The organism is Pseudomonas khorasanensis, from assembly GCF_014268505.2.
Lineage (GTDB): Bacteria > Pseudomonadota > Gammaproteobacteria > Pseudomonadales > Pseudomonadaceae > Aquipseudomonas > Aquipseudomonas khorasanensis.
In genome coordinates, this window is the sequence record NZ_JABWQP020000001.1 from 862,749 (window position 1) to 881,036 (window position 18,288).

An 18,288-nucleotide genomic window follows, 5' to 3' on the forward strand; every position below is an offset into this window, starting at 1 on the left:
GGCTGAGTAACGAGTTGTAGTTGAGCTCGCCTGGGCCACGAACTTTTTGAATAAGCGCTCGGGCATTGGTTTGACAAAATGTTTCGCAAGCTGACGAACGGTTGAACTAGCGAAACGGCGAGCAGGAACGGACGGGCTATGCTGGAAATGCCTCTTGGCAAACCGGGAATCATCCAGCGAGAAGATGGGTCTTTGAAGTCAGTGGATTCAGTTCAGGAGTACGACATGTTCATACGCGGCGAAACCTACAACAAATGGAAAGCGACGGAAAAGGAAGAGAAGTGCCACACGGAAGAAGTCGAAAACGGCTGCCACATCGAGGTTCGGACTCGCGAGGCCGATGACGGCGACATAGAGATGTTTATCAGCGTTTACACCGCAACCGGTGACTGCGCCGTCGAACGCATCAAAAAGCTGCCCGGCGAAGAATGGACGGTTGAGGATGCGCTCAAGCGCGGTCTCGATCAGGCAGAACGAATCGCCGGCGGTGAGTCCGGGCGATTGTCCTGTGCCGACGCGCACGGTCACGACGATGAGTGACCGCGCGCCACGTTCAATTGGCCTGGCGAACGTCAACCTGCCCGAGCTGGTTGGACTGCCAGCGCCAGGCATCGGCGAGCATGCTTTGCAGTGAGCGGCTCGCCTGCCAACCCAGTTCCTCAATGGCTTTTTGTGGGTTGGCCCAGCACCGGGCGATGTCACCCGGCCGTCGCGCTTCGATGCTCAGCGGGATTTTGATGCCAGTGACCTGCTCAAAGGCGCTGACCACCTCCAGCACCGAGTATCCGCGCCCGGTGCCAAGGTTCCAGATGCTCACGCCACGCCGACCGCGCAGTGTATCCAGCGCGCAGACATGGCCTAGCGCGAGGTCGACGACGTGCAGATAATCGCGAACGCCCGTACCGTCCAGGGTCGGGTAATCGTTGCCGAACACTGACAGATGCGGGCGCTGGCCACTGGCGACCTCCAGCAGATAAGGCAACAGATTGTTTGGCGTACTGGTGGGTGCCTCGCCGAGCAATCCCGAGGGGTGCGCGCCGATCGGGTTGAAATAACGCAGCAGGCCGATCGACCAGCGCGGGTCGGAGCTGGCGACACTCTTCATGATGTTTTCCGACATCAGTTTCGACATCCCATAGGGATTGGTCGGCTGACCCGTGGCGCAGGCTTCGTTGATCGGCAGGGTGGCGCAGTCGCCATAAACGGTTGCCGATGAACTGAACACCAAATGAAAGACACCGGCCTGGGCCATGGCCTGGCACAGCGTCAGGCTCCCACCGACGTTGGTGTCGAAATAGCGCAGGGGTTCGCGCACGCTTTCACCGACGGCTTTCAGACCAGCGCAATGCACGACGGCATCGATCGGGTAATCGTGCAGCAACGTGTCGAGCAGCCGCCGATTACGCACATCACCCTGAATGAACTCCGGCCGTTTTCCGGCCAGCGTACTGATGCGCTCGATTGCCGCACGCTGGCTGTTGCACAAGTTGTCGAGGATCAACACCTCTTCGCCCTGGCCCAGCCATTCCAGCGCGACGTGCGCACCGATATAACCCGCACCGCCCGTAATCAAAATCATGCGCCCACCCTCAAGTACCGCCATCGATCAATGGCTGTGTGAATGATTTCTGCGCGCCTGTACGGCGGCAAAACCATGGTTGTCCTGATAGGTAGGGGGTGTTTTTTTCGCCGAGTTCAACCCGCTTTGCCAGCCGGTATGTGCAGTTCATCGGCTTCGATCAACGTTCGTTTGAACGCCCTGTGAACATCGCATTTCCAACAATCAAGAGCCGTACGGCCTCATCGAGACATGCCATGCACTTGCTGTGTCGACAAGTGTGACGGTCCGATGGCTCGGCACCGCGTTATCTTTTTTTCTTGATGAGGATCTGACCATGAACCTTGCAGAACAACCCGAGGTGCTCGCCCTGGCGAGCGTGCAAAACGCCGTTGAAACATCGCTTCAGGTGCGTCCCACGTTGGTATGCCTGTCGCATTTGCGTTGGGGATTTGTTTATCAGCGGCCGCAGCACGTCATGTCGCGATTGGCGAAAAACTACGACGTGGTTTTTTTTGAGGAGCCGATATTCTTCGAAGGCGACGCGCCCAGGCTTGACGTCTCGAACCCGGCAGCCGGTATAGAAGTGGCGGTGCCGCATTTGCCTTTCGGCATGAGCGGTGAGGCCATTGATCAGGCGCAACGGCAATTACTTGATAAGCACCTCGCAGGCCGCGTGCAAGGCGATCTTCTGCTTTGGTATTTCACACCCATGAGTCTGTTGTTCACCGAGCACCTGGACGCTCGGGTCACCGTCTATGACTGCATGGATGAGCTGTCCGCTTTCATGGGTGCGCCCGCGCGACTGATCGAAATGGAACAGCAACTGATGGCCCGGGCCGACGTGGTGTTTACCGGTGGTGTCAGCCTGTGGGAGGTCAAGCAGCGCCAGCACGGCAATGCTTATCCGGTACCGAGCAGTGTCGACATCGCGCATTTCGCGGCGGCGCGGCAGGCGTTGCCGGAACCTGCCGACCAGACATCGATAGCGCGGCCACGCCTGGGTTTCTTCGGCGTGATCGATGAACGCTTCGATATCGAACTGATCGATCGCGTGGCGGCAATGCGCACTGACTGGCAGATCGTCCTGATCGGGCCGGTGGTGAAGATCGATCCGCAGACGCTGCCGCTACGCCCGAACATTCATTATCTGGGCGCACGGCAATACGCTGAACTGCCGGACTACCTCGCTGGCTGGGACGTGGCGCTGATGCCATTCGCACTCAACGCGTCCACGCGGTTTATCAGCCCGACCAAAACGCCCGAATATCTCGCCGGCGGATGCCCGGTGGTCTCGACACCGATTCATGATGTCGTCAGCGGATACGGCGAAAGCGGCGCGGTGTTCATTGCCGATACCGCCGAGGCGTTCGTCGAGGCAATCGAAAACGCTCTGCCTCTCAAAGGCACGGCCCAATTTCTGCAACGTGCCGATGCTGCCATCGCGGGCATGTCGTGGGATAACACCAGCCGCTTCATGCAGGAGCAAATCGAATGCCTACGATAAGCCTTGAGGCTGCCAAATCCGGACCGTCCTGCCAACCCGAATGCACCACTTACGACTACTTGATCGTCGGTGCCGGGTTCGCCGGAAGTGTCATCGCCGAACGTCTGGCCGAAGGGCTGGGCCGTCGTGTGCTGCTGATTGACCGGCGCCCGCACATCGCCGGCAACGCTTACGACCACTTCGACGCAGCCGGAGTGTTGGTGCATCGCTACGGCCCGCATATTTTCCACACCAACGCCCAGCGCATCGTCGATTACCTGTCGCGCTTCACCGAGTGGCGACCCTACGAGCATCGGGTGCTGGCGCAAGTGGACGACAAGCTCGTGCCGATCCCAATCAACCTGACCACGCTTAACACGCTTTACGGTCTGTCGATGTCCCCGGAAGAAGCCGAAGTGTTCCTCGCCGAGCGGGCCGAACCGGTGGCGACGATTCGCACCTCTGAAGACGTAGTGATCAATCAGATCGGTCGTGAGCTGTACGAGAAATTCTTCCGGGGCTACACGCGCAAGCAATGGGGTCTGGATCCGTCGGCGCTGGATAAATCGGTGACTTCGCGTATCCCGACGCGAACCAGCGAAGACGACCGCTATTTCGGCGACACCTTCCAGATCATGCCCCGCGACGGCTACACGCAAATGTTCGAACGGATGCTCGATCACCCGAACATCGATGTGCTGCTGGGCACCGATTTCAAGGCTGTGCGCGATGAGGTGAAATACGAGCACCTGATCTACTGCGGCCCGATCGACGAATACTTCGACTTCCAGTTGGGGCGCTTGCCTTACCGCTCCTTGCGCTTCGAGCATCAGACGCTTGAGCAGGAGCACTATCAACCGGTGGCGGTGGTGAATTATCCGCACCCGGACGTTCCCTACACGCGCATTACTGAATACAAACACCTCACCGGGCAAACGCATCCGTGCACCAGCATTACCTACGAGTTTCCCTGTGATGACGGCGATCCTTACTACCCGGTGCCCCGTGCGGAAAACGCCGAATTGTACAAGCGTTATCGGGCGCTCGCCGAGCAGACGCCAAACGTGACTTTCCTTGGGCGACTGGGCACCTACAAGTACTACAACATGGATCAGGTCGTGGGCCAGGCGCTCGCCTTGTATCGGGATATTCAGGCAGCCAACGCAGAAGTCGCCGCCGAAACGGAGATCGACGCTTCATGACAGCTCAGCCAAAGGGTGACGAAATCGAGCCCGGCGTGTGCCTTCAACCCCCGGCCTTCAATAGCTTCGTGATGGCCGGTTTCGAATGTTCCAGTCAGCGCCGCCAGGACGGTCGGCGCCTGGACCTGCTGGCGAACACCGGTCATGCGCGTTGGGCGGACAAGGACTATCGGCGCCTGACCGACCTCAACATCCGCTGCGCCCGTGATGGGCTGCGCTGGCATCTGATCGAGCGCAGCCCTGGCCGGTACGACTGGAGCAGCTTTATGCCGATGCTCAAAGCGGCGCAAGCGCAGCAGTTGCAAGTGGTCTGGGACCTTTGTCATTACGGCTATCCAGATGATCTGGATATCTGGCGACCGTCGTTCGTCGAGCGCTTCGCCCGTTTCGCGGGTGCCGTGGCGAAGTTGATGACGGAGGAGGGTGTCAGCGTGCCGTTCTACTCGCCGATCAACGAAATATCGTTCTGGAGTTGGGCCGGGGGCGACGTCAGTTATTTCAACCCGAACGCAAGGGGGCGCGGGCAGGAACTCAAGCATCAGTTGGTGCGGGCCAGCATTGCGGCGATCGAAGCGATCCGCGAACAGGCGCCGTCGGCGCGCTTCGTCCAGTGCGACCCGTTGATCAACGTGATTGCCGGCTCGCGGCGCAGCGAGGACATCGAGCGCGCCGAAGCGTACCGCCAGTCGCAGTTCGAAGCACTGGATCTGCTGACCGGGCGACAATGGCCGGGGCTTGGCGGCCAGGAACATTATCTGGATATCATCGGTGCGAACTTTTATCCGCACAATCAATGGTACTTCGAGGGCCGGCGAATTGAGCGCGGCGAGGCGGATTATCGTCCCTTGGCCGGCATGCTCAAGGAATTGCATCAGCGTTATCAACGGCCGGTGCTGATAGCTGAAACCGGTGCGGAGGATGAGGAGCGCCTGCCTTGGTTGAATTACGTCGTCGACCAGGCGCTCAAGGCGCTTGAACGCGGCGTGCCGGTGCAAGGCATTTGTTGGTACCCGTTCCTTGATTACCCCGGTTGGGATGACGACCGTTATTGCCCCACCGGCGTGTTCGGCTATCCCGATGGCGAGGGTGAGCGCGCAGCTTTTCACCCGCTGCACGTCCAGATTGCGCAGGTCCCCGAACGCGTCAACGCCTGTTTGCGCAGGCGCGACGGCATGCGGCTGGAGGGGTGGCCGACATGAATTTCCAGCACCTGCGTGATGCGCCATTGCCGGCCTCGTCCGTTGCCTTTTTATGGCGCTATATCAAAGTGCGTCCGATTCATTTCCTGGCGATGGTATCGCTGGTGATCGGCGCGGCGTGCTGCGCGGTGGTGGTGCAGTACGGCATGAAACTGTTGGTCGATGCGATGGCCGGCGAGTCGCAGGCCACGCAGGTGTGGCACGCGTTCAGCTTGTTCATGGCGTTGATCATTCTGGAAAACGTGCTCTGGCGTCTGGGCGGCTGGGTCGGTTGCTACACCATTGTCGGCAGTTGCGCCGACCTGCGCGTAGACCTGTTTCACCACCTGACGGGCCATCCGATGCGCTATTTCAGGCGACATTTCTCCGGGTCGCTGGCTAACCGGGTATCGGCGATCGGTGCTGCAGCCGATAAGGTCTACGGCGGTCTGACCTGGCGCATTGTGCCGCCGTGCGTGGATTTTATCGGCGCCGTGGTGGTGATGCTGGCGGTTCACCCCGCCATGGCACTGGCCTTGATCGGGTGCGTGGTCGTGGTCGCCGCGTTGATCACCGTTTTCGGCGTGCGCGGCCGTAGCCGGCACATCGCCTTTGCGTCGCAGTCAGCCAGGGTCGGTGGTGAGATTGTCGATCTGGTCTCCAACGTCTGGACGATCAAGGCGTTCTCCGGGCGCGAGCGCGAGCGGTTGCGGCTCGAGCGCGAGATCGGCATCGAGGCGCAATCGCACCGGCGCAGCTGGATTTACATGGAGAAGGCGCGAGTGCTCCACGACATCTGCCTGACCATCATGGCGGGCGGCATGCTCGGGTGGGCGATCCTGCTCTGGCGCGCGGAGCAAGTCACGGCGGGCGATGTGGTGATGGTCAGCGCGTTGACGTTCCGCATCCTGCATGGCTCCCGGGATCTGGCGCTGGCGCTGGTGGAGGCGAGTCAGCAAATGGGCGTCATTGCCGAAACGCTGGGAATCATCGCCCAGCCCCATGAACTGAGCGACACGCCGGAGGAGCTGGCCCCGACTCGCGGTCACATCAAAATGCTCGACGTCAGCTATGCCTATCCAGGCGGAAGCGAGGTCTTCGAGCATTTCTTCCTGGACATTCCCGCCGGGCAAAGTGTTGGCATCGCCGGGACGTCGGGTTCAGGCAAATCTACCTTGCTCGGCTTGCTTCAACGCCTCGATGACGTGCGCAGCGGGGTGATCATGATCGATGACCGTGACATCCGTTCGGTCAGCCAGGACAGCCTGCGCCGGCAGATCGCCGTGGTGCCGCAGGAGCCTGCGCTGTTCAATCGCAGCATCCTGGAAAACATCGGCTACGGTCTGCCTGACGCCACCGAGCAGCAGATTATCGAGGCGGCCAGGCAAGCGTTTTGCGATGAATTCATTCAGGGCCTGCCGCAGGGGTATCACACGTTGGTGGGTGAGCGCGGTGTGACGTTGTCAGGCGGGCAACGCCAGCGTCTGGGTCTGGCGCGGGCCTTTCTGAAGGACGCGCCGATCCTGATTCTGGACGAGGCAACGTCGGCACTGGATTCCGATTCCGAAGCGATCATCCAGCGCGCGCTGAGCAACCTGATGCGCGGCCGGACGGTGCTTGCCGTGGCTCACCGGCTGTCGACCATTGCCAACTTCGACCGCGTGCTGGTGCTGGAAGACGGCGAGATCGTGCAGGACGGCACGCCCGAGGAATTACGCTTGCGCCAGGGACGTTTCCGCACGCTCTGGCAGATGCAGGCGATGGTGCATAACCGTTGAGTGGGGTGGCGTGTGAGTCGCTCGCCTATCTTCGGGGATCACGCCTTCTTCATCTGCGCCAGAAGGCTTTCCCTCTGGCAGATTTCTGCCTCCACGGCCCTCACTTCCCTCATGTAAGCCTCTACGGCAGGTGCCAGCGAGCGCTCTTTAAGGTGGATGAAACCGTAACGGGTGCGCAATGCCAGGTCACGGACAGGCAGCGGCACGATTTCACCCGCCATGATTTCCTGCTCGAACGTCGACAGATTCCCTAGCGCCAGGGCATTACTGTTCTCGACGAATTTGACGATTTGCATCGGTACGTCTATTTCGATCGCCGGTACAAAATCACCGGTCACCGTATCGTAAGCGCCGGCACAGCCCAGCGTTGCCGGGAGCAAATGCGTAGCCAGCCGCAGCGGAATGCGCGAGGCCACCCATGGGTAATCGAGCGTCTGCGCGAGCTTCAGTGAACGATGCTCCGACAGCAGCGGATGCCCGGGACGACAGAACAGACGCCCCTCGTGCTCCCCCAACAGTTCGGTGCTGAACTCTTCCCGGCCTTGCAGCGTACTGATTTCGGCGATCCCCAGATCCACGGCTCCTGTGGCGACCTGATGAGCCACGTCGCGCCAGCCGGCAACGTGCGCGGTGATCTTGATTCGAGGATGCCGGGCATGCAGTCGCGCGAGGCTGGTGTAACCGCTGGCGATACTCGGATAGGGACCCAACGCGACTCTGAGCGCGCCTATATCGCCTCCGGCCAGCAACGCCATATCTCGCCGCAGGTCCTCTTCGGCCATCAACAGGCGCTGGCTCTTTTCACGCAGTAATTGACCGAACGCGGTCAACACGACGCCTTCGCTGCGTCGATCAAACAACGTGACGCCCAATTCACTTTCCAGTAACTGAATGCTTTTGCTCAGCGCGGGCTGTGAAACTCCCAGGGCTTTTGCTGCCCGACCAAAGTGCGCATGTTCGATCAATGCCAAAAACTGACGTAGGCGGCGAGGTGTCATCTCATAACCTTAGTGTTATCGAAAGGTGCGAAAACGGAATTTTTCGTAATGAGATGAATATGCTATTCATGGTCGGGCGGGTCAAGCTGACGGTGCACAGGTGCAAGCATCGCGTGCAGTAAACGGCATTGACGCTCACTGGCAAACCCTTCGTCGCAGGAATCAATCCATGTACAACAAGACCCTTCATCTGGCACTGGCAATCACGCTGGTCAGTGGCGTCAGCCCGGGCATTTATGCCGCCGATGCAAACGGCGCAAGTTCCGATCCATCCTCAACAGAAACTGCCCATTTCGACAGCAAGGGCAAAGCGCCTTCGCCTTACACAATCGAGTTGCAGAAGGAGTTGCGCCAGACGCTTCCGTTTGCAGACAAACGCGACTTTGAGGAAGCCAGAAAAGGTTTCATCGCGGCACCGTCCTACGACAAGATCATGGCCGAAGCGGGGAATGTCGCCTGGAACATGGGAAGCTATAACTTCCTGCAGGAAGGCAAGGACTACGACAGCATTAATCCCTCGCTTCAACGCCAGGCGATACTCAACATGGCCTTCGGTCTGTATGAGGTCGTTCCTGAAAGAATCTATCAGGTGCGCGGTTTTGACCTGGCCAACATCACCTTCATCAAGGGCGATACCGGCTGGATTGTGTTCGATACCCTGATGTCGAAGGAAACCGCCAGGGCCGCGCTGGATTTCATTAATGAAAAAATCGGCAAGCGTCCGGTCGTAGCGGTGGTGATTTCTCACTCTCATGTCGACCATTTCGGTGGCATCCGCGGCGTGGTCGATGAGGCAGATGTGCGCAGCGGCAAGGTTCCGCTGATTGCACCGACTGGTTTCATGGAGCATGCCGTTGCTGAAAACGTCCATGCCGGTACGGCCATGAATCGGCGCGCCTTCTTGCAGTACGGTGTGATGTTGCCGCACAGCCCATACGGCCATGTCGATATGGCCATTGGGAAAAACGCCTCGATTGGCGCCACGGGGTTGATTGAGCCCAATCGCTACATCACCCAAGACTTCGAGACCCTGACCATTGATGGCGTGGTGATGGAGTTCCAGAACACGCCGGGTACCGAAGCGCCATCGGAAATGAACACCTGGTTCCCGCAGTTCAAGGCGTTCTGGGCCGCCGAGAACATCACCGGCACGATCCATAACATTTACACCCTGCGCGGTGCCCTGGTCCGTGATCCTCTGGTCTGGTCGAAGAACATCAACAACGCCTTGTATCGTTACGGAAAGCAGGCTGACGTCATGCTGGCATCCCACAGCTGGCCACGTTGGGGCAATGAGCGGATTCAGGAGGTGATGCGCGCTCAGCGCGACGCGTACGCCAATCTGAACAATGCCGTGCTGCACGCCGCTAACCAGGGCGTCACGATCAACGAGATTCACAACGTCTACACGCTGCCCGAAAGCCTGAAAAACAACTGGGCGACTCACAGCTACCACGGTTCGGAAGAGCACAACAGTCGTGCCGTGATCAACCGCTATCTGGGCTACTGGGATGCCAACCCGGCGACGCTGATGCCGCTTTCACCGAAAGATTCGGCACCCTTGTATGTCGAGATGATGGGCGGCGCGGACAAGATCATGGCCAAGGGCAAAACCCTGTTCGACCAGGGTAAATACCGCGAAGCCTACGAAATCCTCAACAAACTGGTGTATGCCGAGCCGCAAAACAGCCAGGCCACGGACCTGCTGGCAGACGTCTACGAGCAGGTCGGCTATCAGAAAGAAAGTGCCGGCGTACGCAACAGCTTCCTTGCCGCAGCCTACGAACTGCGCCACGGGTTGCCCAAAGGCGTACCGCCAAAAACCGTTGGGCCTGACATGATCCGCGCCATGAGCACAGAGCTGTGGCTGGAGTATCTGGGCATCAGCCTGGATGGCAGCAAGGTGGCGGGCGAACGTTTCATTTTCAATCTGAAGACGCCTGACAACGGAGAGCAATTTGTCGTCGAACTGAGCAATTCAACCCTGACCAGCATCAAGGGGCAGCAGGCCGAAAACGCCGACCTGACCATCACCCTTGATCGCTCCGCGCTTGAAGGCGTGATGGCGAGAAAGACCGGCTTCGATCAGCTCGTCAAGGACGGCAAGGCCCGCTTCGAAGGCAATCTGAAACCGTTCAAGGTGCTAATGGCGGCCATGACGCCATTTACACCAGACTTTGAACTCTTGCCGGGTACCCGGCAGTAAACGGACCGCGTCCCTTTATTTCCAAGAAGCCGACAATCTTGGCGCGTCCTGTTCGGGACGCGCCCCTTCAGCATCGGTATAAGACGTCCCGCATTGCTGCGTGCATCAATCGACGGGTGAACCATTCCAGTTTTAAGCGGGCAATGGTTCACACTCGTCAAGCATGATGGCGTGATGAAAGCGGCGTAGGCTTTCGGATCAGCGATCAGCGATCAGCGTCGCTCAAGCCAGCATCGATGAAGCGCACTGAACTATCCATCGCCTGCAGTCCCTCAAGCAGCATGCCCGCGTAGAAATGCCAGGCGTGAAACATGCCCGGCCAGATTTCCAGATTGACCCGGACACGGTTGTCCGCCAAGTGATTCGCCAGGCGTAGCGCGTCACTGAGCATCAGCTCGTTCTCGCCAATCTGCACCAGAATCGGCGGCAGCCCGGTGACGTCGGCGAAGACCGGAGAGGCCAGCGGATGGTTGGCGAGTGTCTCACCCAAAAAGGCTCGGGCGAGGATGTCCAGCACTGGCTTGGAGTTCAGCGGGTCGAGGCCTTCACGATTGCTCATGGAGGCGCCGGTGTGCTCAAGATTCGCCCATGGCGAGATGGAGGAGCCGACCGCCGGCAGCGGCAGTCCTTTGGATTTCGCCGCCACCATTACACTGACCACCATAGCGCCCCCCGCAGACTCGCCTGCAAAGGCAATTTTGCTAGCGGGGATACGCTGCTCGAGCAGCCACTCGTAGGCGCGCAACGTGTCGTCGATGGGCGCCGGAAATGGATGCTCCGGAGCGAGGCGGTAGTCAGGCATGTACACACGGGCGCCGAGCATTTTTGCGTAGTTGCCGCCGATGCCCTGGTAGCCGTCGGGACGGCCGACGATGTAGGCGCCGCCGTGAATGTACATCAACACCGCGTCGGTTTTGAGCACATCCGGGGTAACCAGTGTGCCGGCCACGCCGCCCATGTCGACCGGTTCAAACCTGACGCCGGCCGGCGGCGGATTTTGCGCGAGCATTTGCGCGTAGGCATCGCGTATGTCGCTCATTCTGGTCGTGGTATCGATGCCCTTGAGCACGGGAACCAGATCGCTGAGGCTGTTGGCCCAGGTTTGCACGGCTACTTTCACTTCACTGTTCATAAGACCTCGATTCTACGTTGGCAATGGGGTAGCTAATCGAGATGGTATGCTTGGCATTGGGGAATAGGGTTCCCCATTACGGGCGCGAAATCGCCCGAATGTTGAAGTCAGAGGTCCCATGGAACTGCACAACCTGAACGACATCGCTGCATTCGTCAGCTCGGTAAACGCCGGGAGCTTCACCGCTGCGGCCAGGCAGCTGGGATTGACGCGCTCGGCGGTCGGCAAATCGATCGTCAGGCTCGAGGCTCGTTTGCAGGTGCGCCTGCTCAACCGCACTACCCGCAGCTTGAGCCTTACGGACGACGGTCAGGTTTTGTACGAGCGATGTGTGGGCATCTTGCAGGACCTCGACGAGGTCGAGAGCACGTTGGCGTTCCGGCGTTCGACACCCAGTGGCCGCTTGCGCATGAGTCTGCCGGTTGCACTGGGCAGGCTGCACGTTGTGCATCACATCGAACGCTGCTTGAAAGACTGGCCGTTGCTCGCCATCGACGCGACGTTTTCCGATCGATTGGTCGACCTGATTGACGAAGGCTTCGATCTCGCGATTCGCATCGGACCGCCGAAGGAAGACTCGGGACTGCTCACGCGCACGGTGGCTTATCAGCAAATGATCACCTGTGCATCAGCCGCGTATTTGCATGAGCATCCGGCACCGCACGCACCTGACGATCTTGCCAGCCACGCGTGCCTGCATTTCGTCAGTGGCGGCAAACTGCTCCCATGGAACTTGCGCGTGAACGGTCAGCCTGTTCCTCTCATTCATCCCGGGCGGTTGCAGATGGACAGCGCCGAGGCATTGCATCAGGCGACTGTCGCCGGCCTCGGAATCGCGACGCTGCCATCCTACGTCGTGAACGATGACCTGCGCACTGGCAAGCTTGTCCAACTGCTCGCGGAGTACGCCGCAGTCGCCGAGCCTATTCGGGTGATCTATCCGAGCAAGCGACACCTGTCGCCGAGAGTCCGTCTGTTCATCGACAGGCTGGTGGAAGCGTGGTCACCCGCGCCTTGGGAGTAGCCACCCGGCCATTCAATCTGTTCCTGAAATTCATAGCTGGTGTGATTTTTCAGCTATATCCAGCCAATCTCGGGGAGCCGTACTCTTGGAAACAGTGGCGCGAGAACTTGCGTGTTCGCCGCCCAATGTAATCCGACGATGTATGTGCTCCGCACGGATCATCTATAGGAACAATAAAAACAATATCTGCGGGAGATGAATCCTATGAGACTCGCTCAAGAGGAAACCGGGGCCATTGCGGCTACCGCGAAAAGCTGGCTGAAAACCGCTGGCGTCCTGCTTTGCCTGTCCACTCCGGCCGCTGCGTACGCGGACATCAAGATCGGTGCGCTTTATCCCCTCAGTGGATCCCTCGCGTTGCTGGGTGACGAGAGCTACCGAGGCCTCGAACTCGCGGTTGCCGAGCGCAATGCCTCGGGCGGTTTGAAGGGCGAGCCGATCAAGCTGCTCAAGGCCGATGCGGTGGATGCGGGGCAAGCCGTCGGTGCCGCGCGCCGGCTGACGTCTGTTGAAAACGTCACCGCCGTATTTGGCAGCTACTCTTCAGCGCTGTCGTTTGCCGCCACGCAGGTGACGGAGATGGCGGGGGTGCCGTTCTTCGAGCTGGGAGCGGTGTCCGACCACATCACCGAGCGTGATCTGACGTACGTCATGCGCAGCAACCCGACCGCAAAAAACTTCGCCGAAGGTACGCTCACCGCGATTACACAGATTGTCGGCCCTTCGCTCAAGCTCGATCCCAGGCAACTCAGGATCGCTATCATTCACGAAGATGCGTTGTACGGAACTACCATCGCAGGATTCCAGAAAAAGCTCGCCCAGGAACAAGGCCTGAACGTGGTTGAGGTGCTGCCTTATTCCGCCAAAGCCGTCGATCTATCATCGCTGATCCTTCGTTTGAAAGGCGCACAGGCCGATGTGGTGTTGCAAACCAGTTACCAGAACGACACGACACTGTTTTTCCGTCAGATCCGCGAAGCCGGGTACAAGCCCAAGGCTGTGATTGGCGCAGGCGGCGGCTATTCCATGCAGGACACGGTAAAGGTCGTCGGGGCTGACAACATGGAAAGCGTTCTGGACGTGGATTTTCCGCAGTTCCAAACTAATGAGAACGGCGCTCCGGGCATCGGCGCGTTCGCCAAAGCTTATAAGCACCGCTACGGCAGCGAACCGCGATCGGGCCACAGCCTGATCAACTACGTCGGTGCGAAGATATTCCTCGATGCCATGGAAAAAAGTCCGTCGCTGGACGCCGATGCTATCCGCGCCTCGGTAGCGGAAGTGGACATCCCGCTCGGTGGAACGGCCGCCGGCATCGGTGCCCGGTTTGGCACGAACGGCCAGAATCAGCGCGCCAACACTGCAATTATGCAGTGGCAGAAGGGCTCGTTGAAAACCGTCTACCCCGAGGCGGCGGCTGTCGCCAAAGCGCAATTTTCCGACCAACCCTGAACCCTGCATTTTTGCAATCCTGTTGAAGCCTGATCCATGAGCTTCACGGGTTCGTTCGCTCGCAAAGAGGGCGCCTACCGTGGACATTTTCATTCAGCTCCTGCTCAACGGCTTTTTGCTCGGTGGCACGTTGGCCATCATCAGCTTTGGCCTGACCCTTATTTTCGGCATCGTCAGGGTGGTCAACTTCGCCCACGGCGAGTTTTTGATGATCGGTCTGTATGCGGTCTACTTGATGAATGCGCACTTCGGCATTCATCCGTATGTGGCGATCATTCCGACCACGATTCTGTTGTTTGCCGCAGGAGCGGCGATGCAGCGATTCATCATTCAGCCGTTGCTCAGCGCGGAAGGGCACATCCAGATTTTCGCCACCGTGGGCGTCTCGATTGCCCTGATGAACGGCGCATTGCTGATCTTCGGTGCCGACGTCATGACGGTAAAAAACATCAGTGTCGGCACCACCACCGTAAGCCTCGGCGCCTTTCGCGTCAGTAGTGGTCAGTTGATCACCTTCGCGGCGTCGCTCGCATTGGTTGCGGGACTGCATTGGTTTTTGCAGAACACCTTCCTCGGTCGCGCCGTCCGCGCTACCGCACAGCATCGCAACGCGGCGCAGTTGATGGGTGTAAACGTCAAAAACATTTATGTATTCGCCTTCGGTCTGGGCTGCGCCTGCCTGGGCATCGCCTCCGGTCTTATTGCACCTCAATACCCGGTCTTCCCAACGGTCGGTACGTTCTTCGTTCTGACGGCCTTCGTGATTGTCGTTCTCGGCGGACTGGGCAGCCTTTCCGGTGCACTCGTGGGTTCGATGCTGATCGGCATCGTCGACAGTCTTGCCGGGTACTACATCGCGCCAGACCTCAAGGAAGTCGTCTACTTCACGATCTTCCTGGGCATCCTGGTGTTTCGTCCGACAGGCCTTTTTGGCGCCGGTCGCGGGTCTGAGTGAGGAAAATGGTCATGAATATTTTGCACCCGCGTTTCTATGTCAGCGCGTTCGCCCTGGCGTTGTTATTGGTCATTCCGCTGAGCGCCGGTTCACCGTTCATTTATCACTTGTTCATCCTGATTTGCAGCTACGCGGCGCTGGCGAGTGCCTGGAATATCGTCGGTGGTTTTGCCGGTCAGCTCTCGTTGGGCCATGCCGTGTTCTACGGGGTTGGTGCTTATACAACGACGTTGCTGATGATGAAGCTCGGCATCAGTCCATGGATCGGTATGTTCATTGGCGCAATTTTGTCGTCGATCGTCGCGGTGCTGATCAGTTGGCCGTGCTTCCGATTACGCGGACCGTTTTTCGCCCTGGCGACGATCGCGGTGCTGGAGGTCGTGCGCTTGGTGGCGATCAATCAGCACGACGTGACCGGTGGCGCGGCGGGTTTGGGCGTGCCGCTGAAACTGGGTGTCGAGTGGATGTTGTTCCGCCCGCGCTGGCCGTACCTGTTGATCGCATTCGCCTTCCTGATGATCACGCTGGCGGTGTCCTGGAAAATCAAGAATTCGCGACTGGGTTATTACCTGATCGCGGTGCGTGAACGTGAAGACGCTGCGCATGCGGTGGGCGTTAACTCGGTGAAGGTCAAGCTGATTGCGGTAGTGCTTTCGGCCTTTATCACCAGCCTGGTCGGCAGCTTTCATGCGATGTACCTGACCTTCATCGAACCCGGTTCGATGTTTTCTCTGGAGATGTCGATTCAGATCGCTATGTTCGCGCTGATTGGCGGACTGGGCACTGTTTCGGGGCCCTTGATCGGAACGTTGCTGGTGTTGCCACTGGCCGAACTGGCACGCGGCTGGCTAGGCGATCTGGGCAGCGGTGTGCACGGTCTGGTCTACGGCATTGTGCTGGTCGTGGTTGTACTGACCATCCCCCAAGGTGTGGTGGGTCGATTCGGTGCGCGTGTGTTCGGCTGGATCGACGCTTTGCCTGGCGGCCGTCGTGCCGTCGCGAATGTCGACGTGGCGATAAAGCCTGCGTTGTCGCAAGCGCACTCATCCACACGCGGCGAGCCCATCCTGGTGGCGGAAAATCTGCACAAGTTTTTTGGCGGGCTGCACGCGACCAACGATGTATCGCTGAGTCTGGCCGAGGGCGAGATCGTCGGCGTGATCGGCCCGAACGGTGCCGGTAAAACCACTGTCTTCAACCAGCTCTCCGGTTTTTTGCTGCCGTCCGGAGGCCAGGTCAAAGTGCGCCTGCCCAATGGTGACTGGGTGACGCCGAGCAGCCCGGCCGAATTCGCCAAAGCGGGTATCGGACGGACCTTTCAGATCGTCCAGCCGTTCGCTGATCTGAGTGTCTGCGAAAACATCATGCTCGGTGCATTCATGCATACGGCGGATGCGAAGGAGGCGAGGGCAATTGCCGAGCAGGTCGCCGAGCTGACCGAACTTACCGGCCTGCTCGATACGCGGGCGCGCAACCTCACCGTCGGCGGCATGAAGCGATTGGAAATGGCCCGTGCCTTGGCAACCCGTCCGCGCATCCTGTTGCTCGACGAAGTCATGGCCGGGCTCAACCCGACCGATGTCGCCAAGGCGATCGCGGTGATCCGCAGGGTTCGCGATTCGGGCGTGAGCGTGTTGATGATCGAGCACCTGATGCAAGCGACGATGAGTCTGTCGGACCGCATCGTCGTCATCAGCTCGGGCACGTTGCTGATGCAGGGCGCGCCGAATGACGTGATCAACGATCCGCAGGTTATCGAAGCCTACCTCGGCAAGGAGTACAGCCATGCTTAATCTTAACAACGTCCATAGCGGCTATGGCGGTACTGAAATCCTTCGGGGCGTCAGCTTCGAGGTCAATGCCGGGGAGGTGGTGACAATCGTCGGCGCGAACGGTGCCGGCAAAACCACCACCCTGCGCAGCTTGTGCGGCATCGTCACGCCTTCCCAGGGCACGATCGAATTCGAAGGGCAGCGCATCGATGGCAATCGCCCCGATCAGATTGTCGATGCGGGCCTGACGCTGATACCGGAAGGGCGTCAGTTATTTCCGTTCATCAGCGTGCGCGACAACCTGTTGATGGGCGCCTACAAGCGCAGCGCGCGGGCGGGTTACAAAAAGCGCCTCGACGATATTCTCGATCTGTTCCCCAGGGTACGCGAGCGCCTTGAGCAGAACGCAGGGACCCTGTCGGGCGGCGAACAACAAATGGTCGCCATCGCACGAGGCCTGATGGCCAAACCGAAACTGCTGATGTTCGATGAACCTTCGCTGGGCCTGTCGCCGCTGCTGGTGTCGCAGGTTTTCGAGATCATCAACAAGATCCTCCAACTGGGTACCACCGTGCTGATCGTCGAGCAGAACATCGTTCATACCCTGCGCATTGCCGATCGTGGCTATGTGCTGGAAAACGGCGAGGTAGTGCTGAGCGGCACAGGCCAGGAGCTACTGGAAAACCCGCACGTCAAGCGTGCATACCTGGGGCTGTGATCCCTGCCATTCGAGCATCAAAAGAGAACAGGTCATGACTCATTCCAGACACGCCGGACGCACCGTATTGGTCACTGGTGCCGGCGGCGGCATCGGTGCTGCGATTGCGCAGTTGTATTGCGAAGAAGGCGCCGCGGTGGCGTTGCTCGATGCGGATGCCGTTAAGGTGCGGCAACAGGCAGAGGCATTGCGGGATGCGGGTTTTACGGTCGGCTGGGCGCAGGCCGATGTAGCGGATTACGAAGCGTGCGCTGCTGCCTGTGAGCGCTTGGTCAGAGAGCTCGGTGCGATCGACACCTTGATCAACAACGCCGGTATCTCGCCAAAACACGACGGCGCCCCCGCGCCGATATGGACGATGATGCCGCAGGAATGGCAGCGCGTGATCGATATCAACCTCAACGGCTCTTTCAACCTCGTCCGCGTGCTGGCGCCCGGCATGGTCGAGCGCCGATTCGGGCGTATCGTCAATATGTCATCGGTGGCGGGCAGCGCGTTTCTGCCGATTGTCGCGGCCCACTACAGCGCGACCAAAGCCGCAATCATCGGGTTTACCCGTCACCTGGCTGGCGAGCTCGGTCCGTTTGGCATTACCGCCAACGCGCTGGCACCGGGGCGGATCGAAACGCCGTTGCTCAAGACGGTTCCCGCGCAGGCCAATCAGGCCGTCGTCGAAGAGACGCCGCTACGTCGGCTGGGCACACCGCTCGAAGTCGCGAGGGCGGCGTGTTTTCTCACCTCGGCTGAAAGCGACTTCATCACCGGCCAGGTTGTTGATGTCGCGGGCGGCTGGTTGATGCGCTGATGATGTTTTTCGAGGAGATTTGTC

The 18,288-nt window shown here is 59.4% G+C and carries 15 protein-coding genes; 12 read left to right on the plus strand and 3 right to left on the minus strand.

The window, feature by feature from the left end:
* The first annotated feature begins 225 nt into the window (after nt 1–225).
* Complete coding sequence (locus tag HU727_RS04090; RefSeq protein ID WP_186528390.1) at nt 226–540, plus strand: hypothetical protein; 315 nt, start codon at nt 226–228, stop codon at nt 538–540.
* Nucleotides 541–553: 13 nt separating this feature from the next.
* Here HU727_RS04090 and galE read toward each other — a convergent pair whose 3' ends face one another.
* On the minus strand, nt 554–1,579 hold the full coding sequence (gene galE / locus HU727_RS04095; protein WP_186528391.1) for a UDP-glucose 4-epimerase GalE: 1,026 nt from the start codon (nt 1,577–1,579) through the stop codon (nt 554–556).
* Nucleotides 1,580–1,895: 316 nt separating this feature from the next.
* On the opposite strand from galE, the gene HU727_RS04100 reads away from it, so the two are divergent.
* The 4 genes from HU727_RS04100 to HU727_RS04115 are packed head-to-tail and all read left to right on the plus strand — an operon-like array spanning nt 1,896 to nt 7,202.
* Entirely contained in the window at nt 1,896–3,065 is a 1,170-nt protein-coding gene (locus HU727_RS04100; RefSeq protein WP_186528392.1) for a glycosyltransferase family 1 protein, read from the plus strand.
* Nucleotides 3,053–4,246: a UDP-galactopyranose mutase gene (gene glf / locus HU727_RS04105; protein ID WP_186528393.1), complete on the plus strand. Its 1,194-nt coding sequence runs from the start codon at nt 3,053–3,055 to the stop codon at nt 4,244–4,246. Before HU727_RS04100 ends, glf begins: the two co-directional genes overlap by 13 nt.
* On the plus strand, nt 4,243–5,445 hold the full coding sequence (locus tag HU727_RS04110) for a glycoside hydrolase family 1 protein (protein WP_186528394.1): 1,203 nt from the start codon (nt 4,243–4,245) through the stop codon (nt 5,443–5,445). Before glf ends, HU727_RS04110 begins: the two co-directional genes overlap by 4 nt.
* Nucleotides 5,442–7,202 carry an ABC transporter ATP-binding protein gene (locus HU727_RS04115; RefSeq protein ID WP_186528395.1) on the plus strand — a complete coding sequence of 587 codons (1,761 nt, stop codon included), beginning with the start codon at nt 5,442–5,444 and terminating at the stop codon, nt 7,200–7,202. Before HU727_RS04110 ends, HU727_RS04115 begins: the two co-directional genes overlap by 4 nt.
* A gap of 38 nt (nt 7,203–7,240) precedes the next feature.
* On the opposite strand, the gene HU727_RS04120 is transcribed toward HU727_RS04115, so the two are convergent.
* Entirely contained in the window at nt 7,241–8,200 is a 960-nt protein-coding gene (locus HU727_RS04120) for a LysR family transcriptional regulator (protein WP_186528396.1), read from the minus strand.
* A 169-nt stretch (nt 8,201–8,369) separates the two neighbouring features.
* Here HU727_RS04120 and HU727_RS04125 point away from each other — a divergent pair, with 169 nt between their 5' ends.
* Complete coding sequence (locus HU727_RS04125) at nt 8,370–10,406, plus strand: alkyl/aryl-sulfatase (protein ID WP_186528397.1); 2,037 nt, start codon at nt 8,370–8,372, stop codon at nt 10,404–10,406.
* Between the two features lie 205 nt (nt 10,407–10,611).
* Here HU727_RS04125 and HU727_RS04130 read toward each other — a convergent pair whose 3' ends face one another.
* Nucleotides 10,612–11,538 (minus strand): alpha/beta hydrolase, encoded by a 927-nt coding sequence (locus HU727_RS04130; RefSeq protein WP_186528398.1) that lies wholly within the window; start codon nt 11,536–11,538, stop codon nt 10,612–10,614.
* Nucleotides 11,539–11,656: 118 nt separating this feature from the next.
* On the opposite strand from HU727_RS04130, the gene HU727_RS04135 reads away from it, so the two are divergent.
* From HU727_RS04135 to HU727_RS04160, 6 genes are all read left to right on the plus strand, one after another.
* Nucleotides 11,657–12,562: a LysR family transcriptional regulator gene (locus HU727_RS04135; RefSeq protein ID WP_186528399.1), complete on the plus strand. Its 906-nt coding sequence runs from the start codon at nt 11,657–11,659 to the stop codon at nt 12,560–12,562.
* Between the two features lie 204 nt (nt 12,563–12,766).
* A complete protein-coding gene (locus tag HU727_RS04140) occupies nt 12,767–14,014 on the plus strand; it encodes an ABC transporter substrate-binding protein (RefSeq protein ID WP_186528400.1) in 1,248 nt (415 codons plus the stop codon).
* A 79-nt stretch (nt 14,015–14,093) separates the two neighbouring features.
* Nucleotides 14,094–14,969 carry a branched-chain amino acid ABC transporter permease gene (locus HU727_RS04145; protein ID WP_186528401.1) on the plus strand — a complete coding sequence of 292 codons (876 nt, stop codon included), beginning with the start codon at nt 14,094–14,096 and terminating at the stop codon, nt 14,967–14,969.
* Nucleotides 14,970–14,980: 11 nt separating this feature from the next.
* Complete coding sequence (locus tag HU727_RS04150; RefSeq protein WP_202883526.1) at nt 14,981–16,762, plus strand: branched-chain amino acid ABC transporter ATP-binding protein/permease; 1,782 nt, start codon at nt 14,981–14,983, stop codon at nt 16,760–16,762.
* Entirely contained in the window at nt 16,755–17,459 is a 705-nt protein-coding gene (locus HU727_RS04155) for an ABC transporter ATP-binding protein (protein ID WP_186528403.1), read from the plus strand. Before HU727_RS04150 ends, HU727_RS04155 begins: the two co-directional genes overlap by 8 nt.
* A gap of 34 nt (nt 17,460–17,493) precedes the next feature.
* Nucleotides 17,494–18,264, plus strand: coding sequence for an SDR family oxidoreductase (locus HU727_RS04160; RefSeq protein ID WP_186528404.1), 771 nt, complete (start codon nt 17,494–17,496; stop codon nt 18,262–18,264).
* Nucleotides 18,265–18,288 lie beyond the last annotated feature (24 nt).

Bases quoted from the DNA above. Each gene is read 5' to 3' on its own strand.
- HU727_RS04155 (WP_186528403.1), top strand. From the start codon at position 16,755: ATGCTTAATCTTAACAACGTCCATAGCGGCTATGGCGGTACTGAAATC.
- HU727_RS04100 (WP_186528392.1), top strand. From the start codon at position 1,896: ATGAACCTTGCAGAACAACCCGAGGTGCTCGCCCTGGCGAGCGTGCAA.
- galE (WP_186528391.1), bottom strand. From the start codon at position 1,579: ATGATTTTGATTACGGGCGGTGCGGGTTATATCGGTGCGCACGTCGCG.
- glf (WP_186528393.1), top strand. From the start codon at position 3,053: ATGCCTACGATAAGCCTTGAGGCTGCCAAATCCGGACCGTCCTGCCAA.
- HU727_RS04090 (WP_186528390.1), top strand. From the start codon at position 226: ATGTTCATACGCGGCGAAACCTACAACAAATGGAAAGCGACGGAAAAG.
- HU727_RS04135 (WP_186528399.1), top strand. From the start codon at position 11,657: ATGGAACTGCACAACCTGAACGACATCGCTGCATTCGTCAGCTCGGTA.
- HU727_RS04110 (WP_186528394.1), top strand. From the start codon at position 4,243: ATGACAGCTCAGCCAAAGGGTGACGAAATCGAGCCCGGCGTGTGCCTT.
- HU727_RS04150 (WP_202883526.1), top strand. From the start codon at position 14,981: ATGAATATTTTGCACCCGCGTTTCTATGTCAGCGCGTTCGCCCTGGCG.
- HU727_RS04125 (WP_186528397.1), top strand. From the start codon at position 8,370: ATGTACAACAAGACCCTTCATCTGGCACTGGCAATCACGCTGGTCAGT.
- HU727_RS04130 (WP_186528398.1), bottom strand. From the start codon at position 11,538: ATGAACAGTGAAGTGAAAGTAGCCGTGCAAACCTGGGCCAACAGCCTC.
- HU727_RS04120 (WP_186528396.1), bottom strand. From the start codon at position 8,200: ATGACACCTCGCCGCCTACGTCAGTTTTTGGCATTGATCGAACATGCG.
- HU727_RS04140 (WP_186528400.1), top strand. From the start codon at position 12,767: ATGAGACTCGCTCAAGAGGAAACCGGGGCCATTGCGGCTACCGCGAAA.
- HU727_RS04115 (WP_186528395.1), top strand. From the start codon at position 5,442: ATGAATTTCCAGCACCTGCGTGATGCGCCATTGCCGGCCTCGTCCGTT.
- HU727_RS04160 (WP_186528404.1), top strand. From the start codon at position 17,494: ATGACTCATTCCAGACACGCCGGACGCACCGTATTGGTCACTGGTGCC.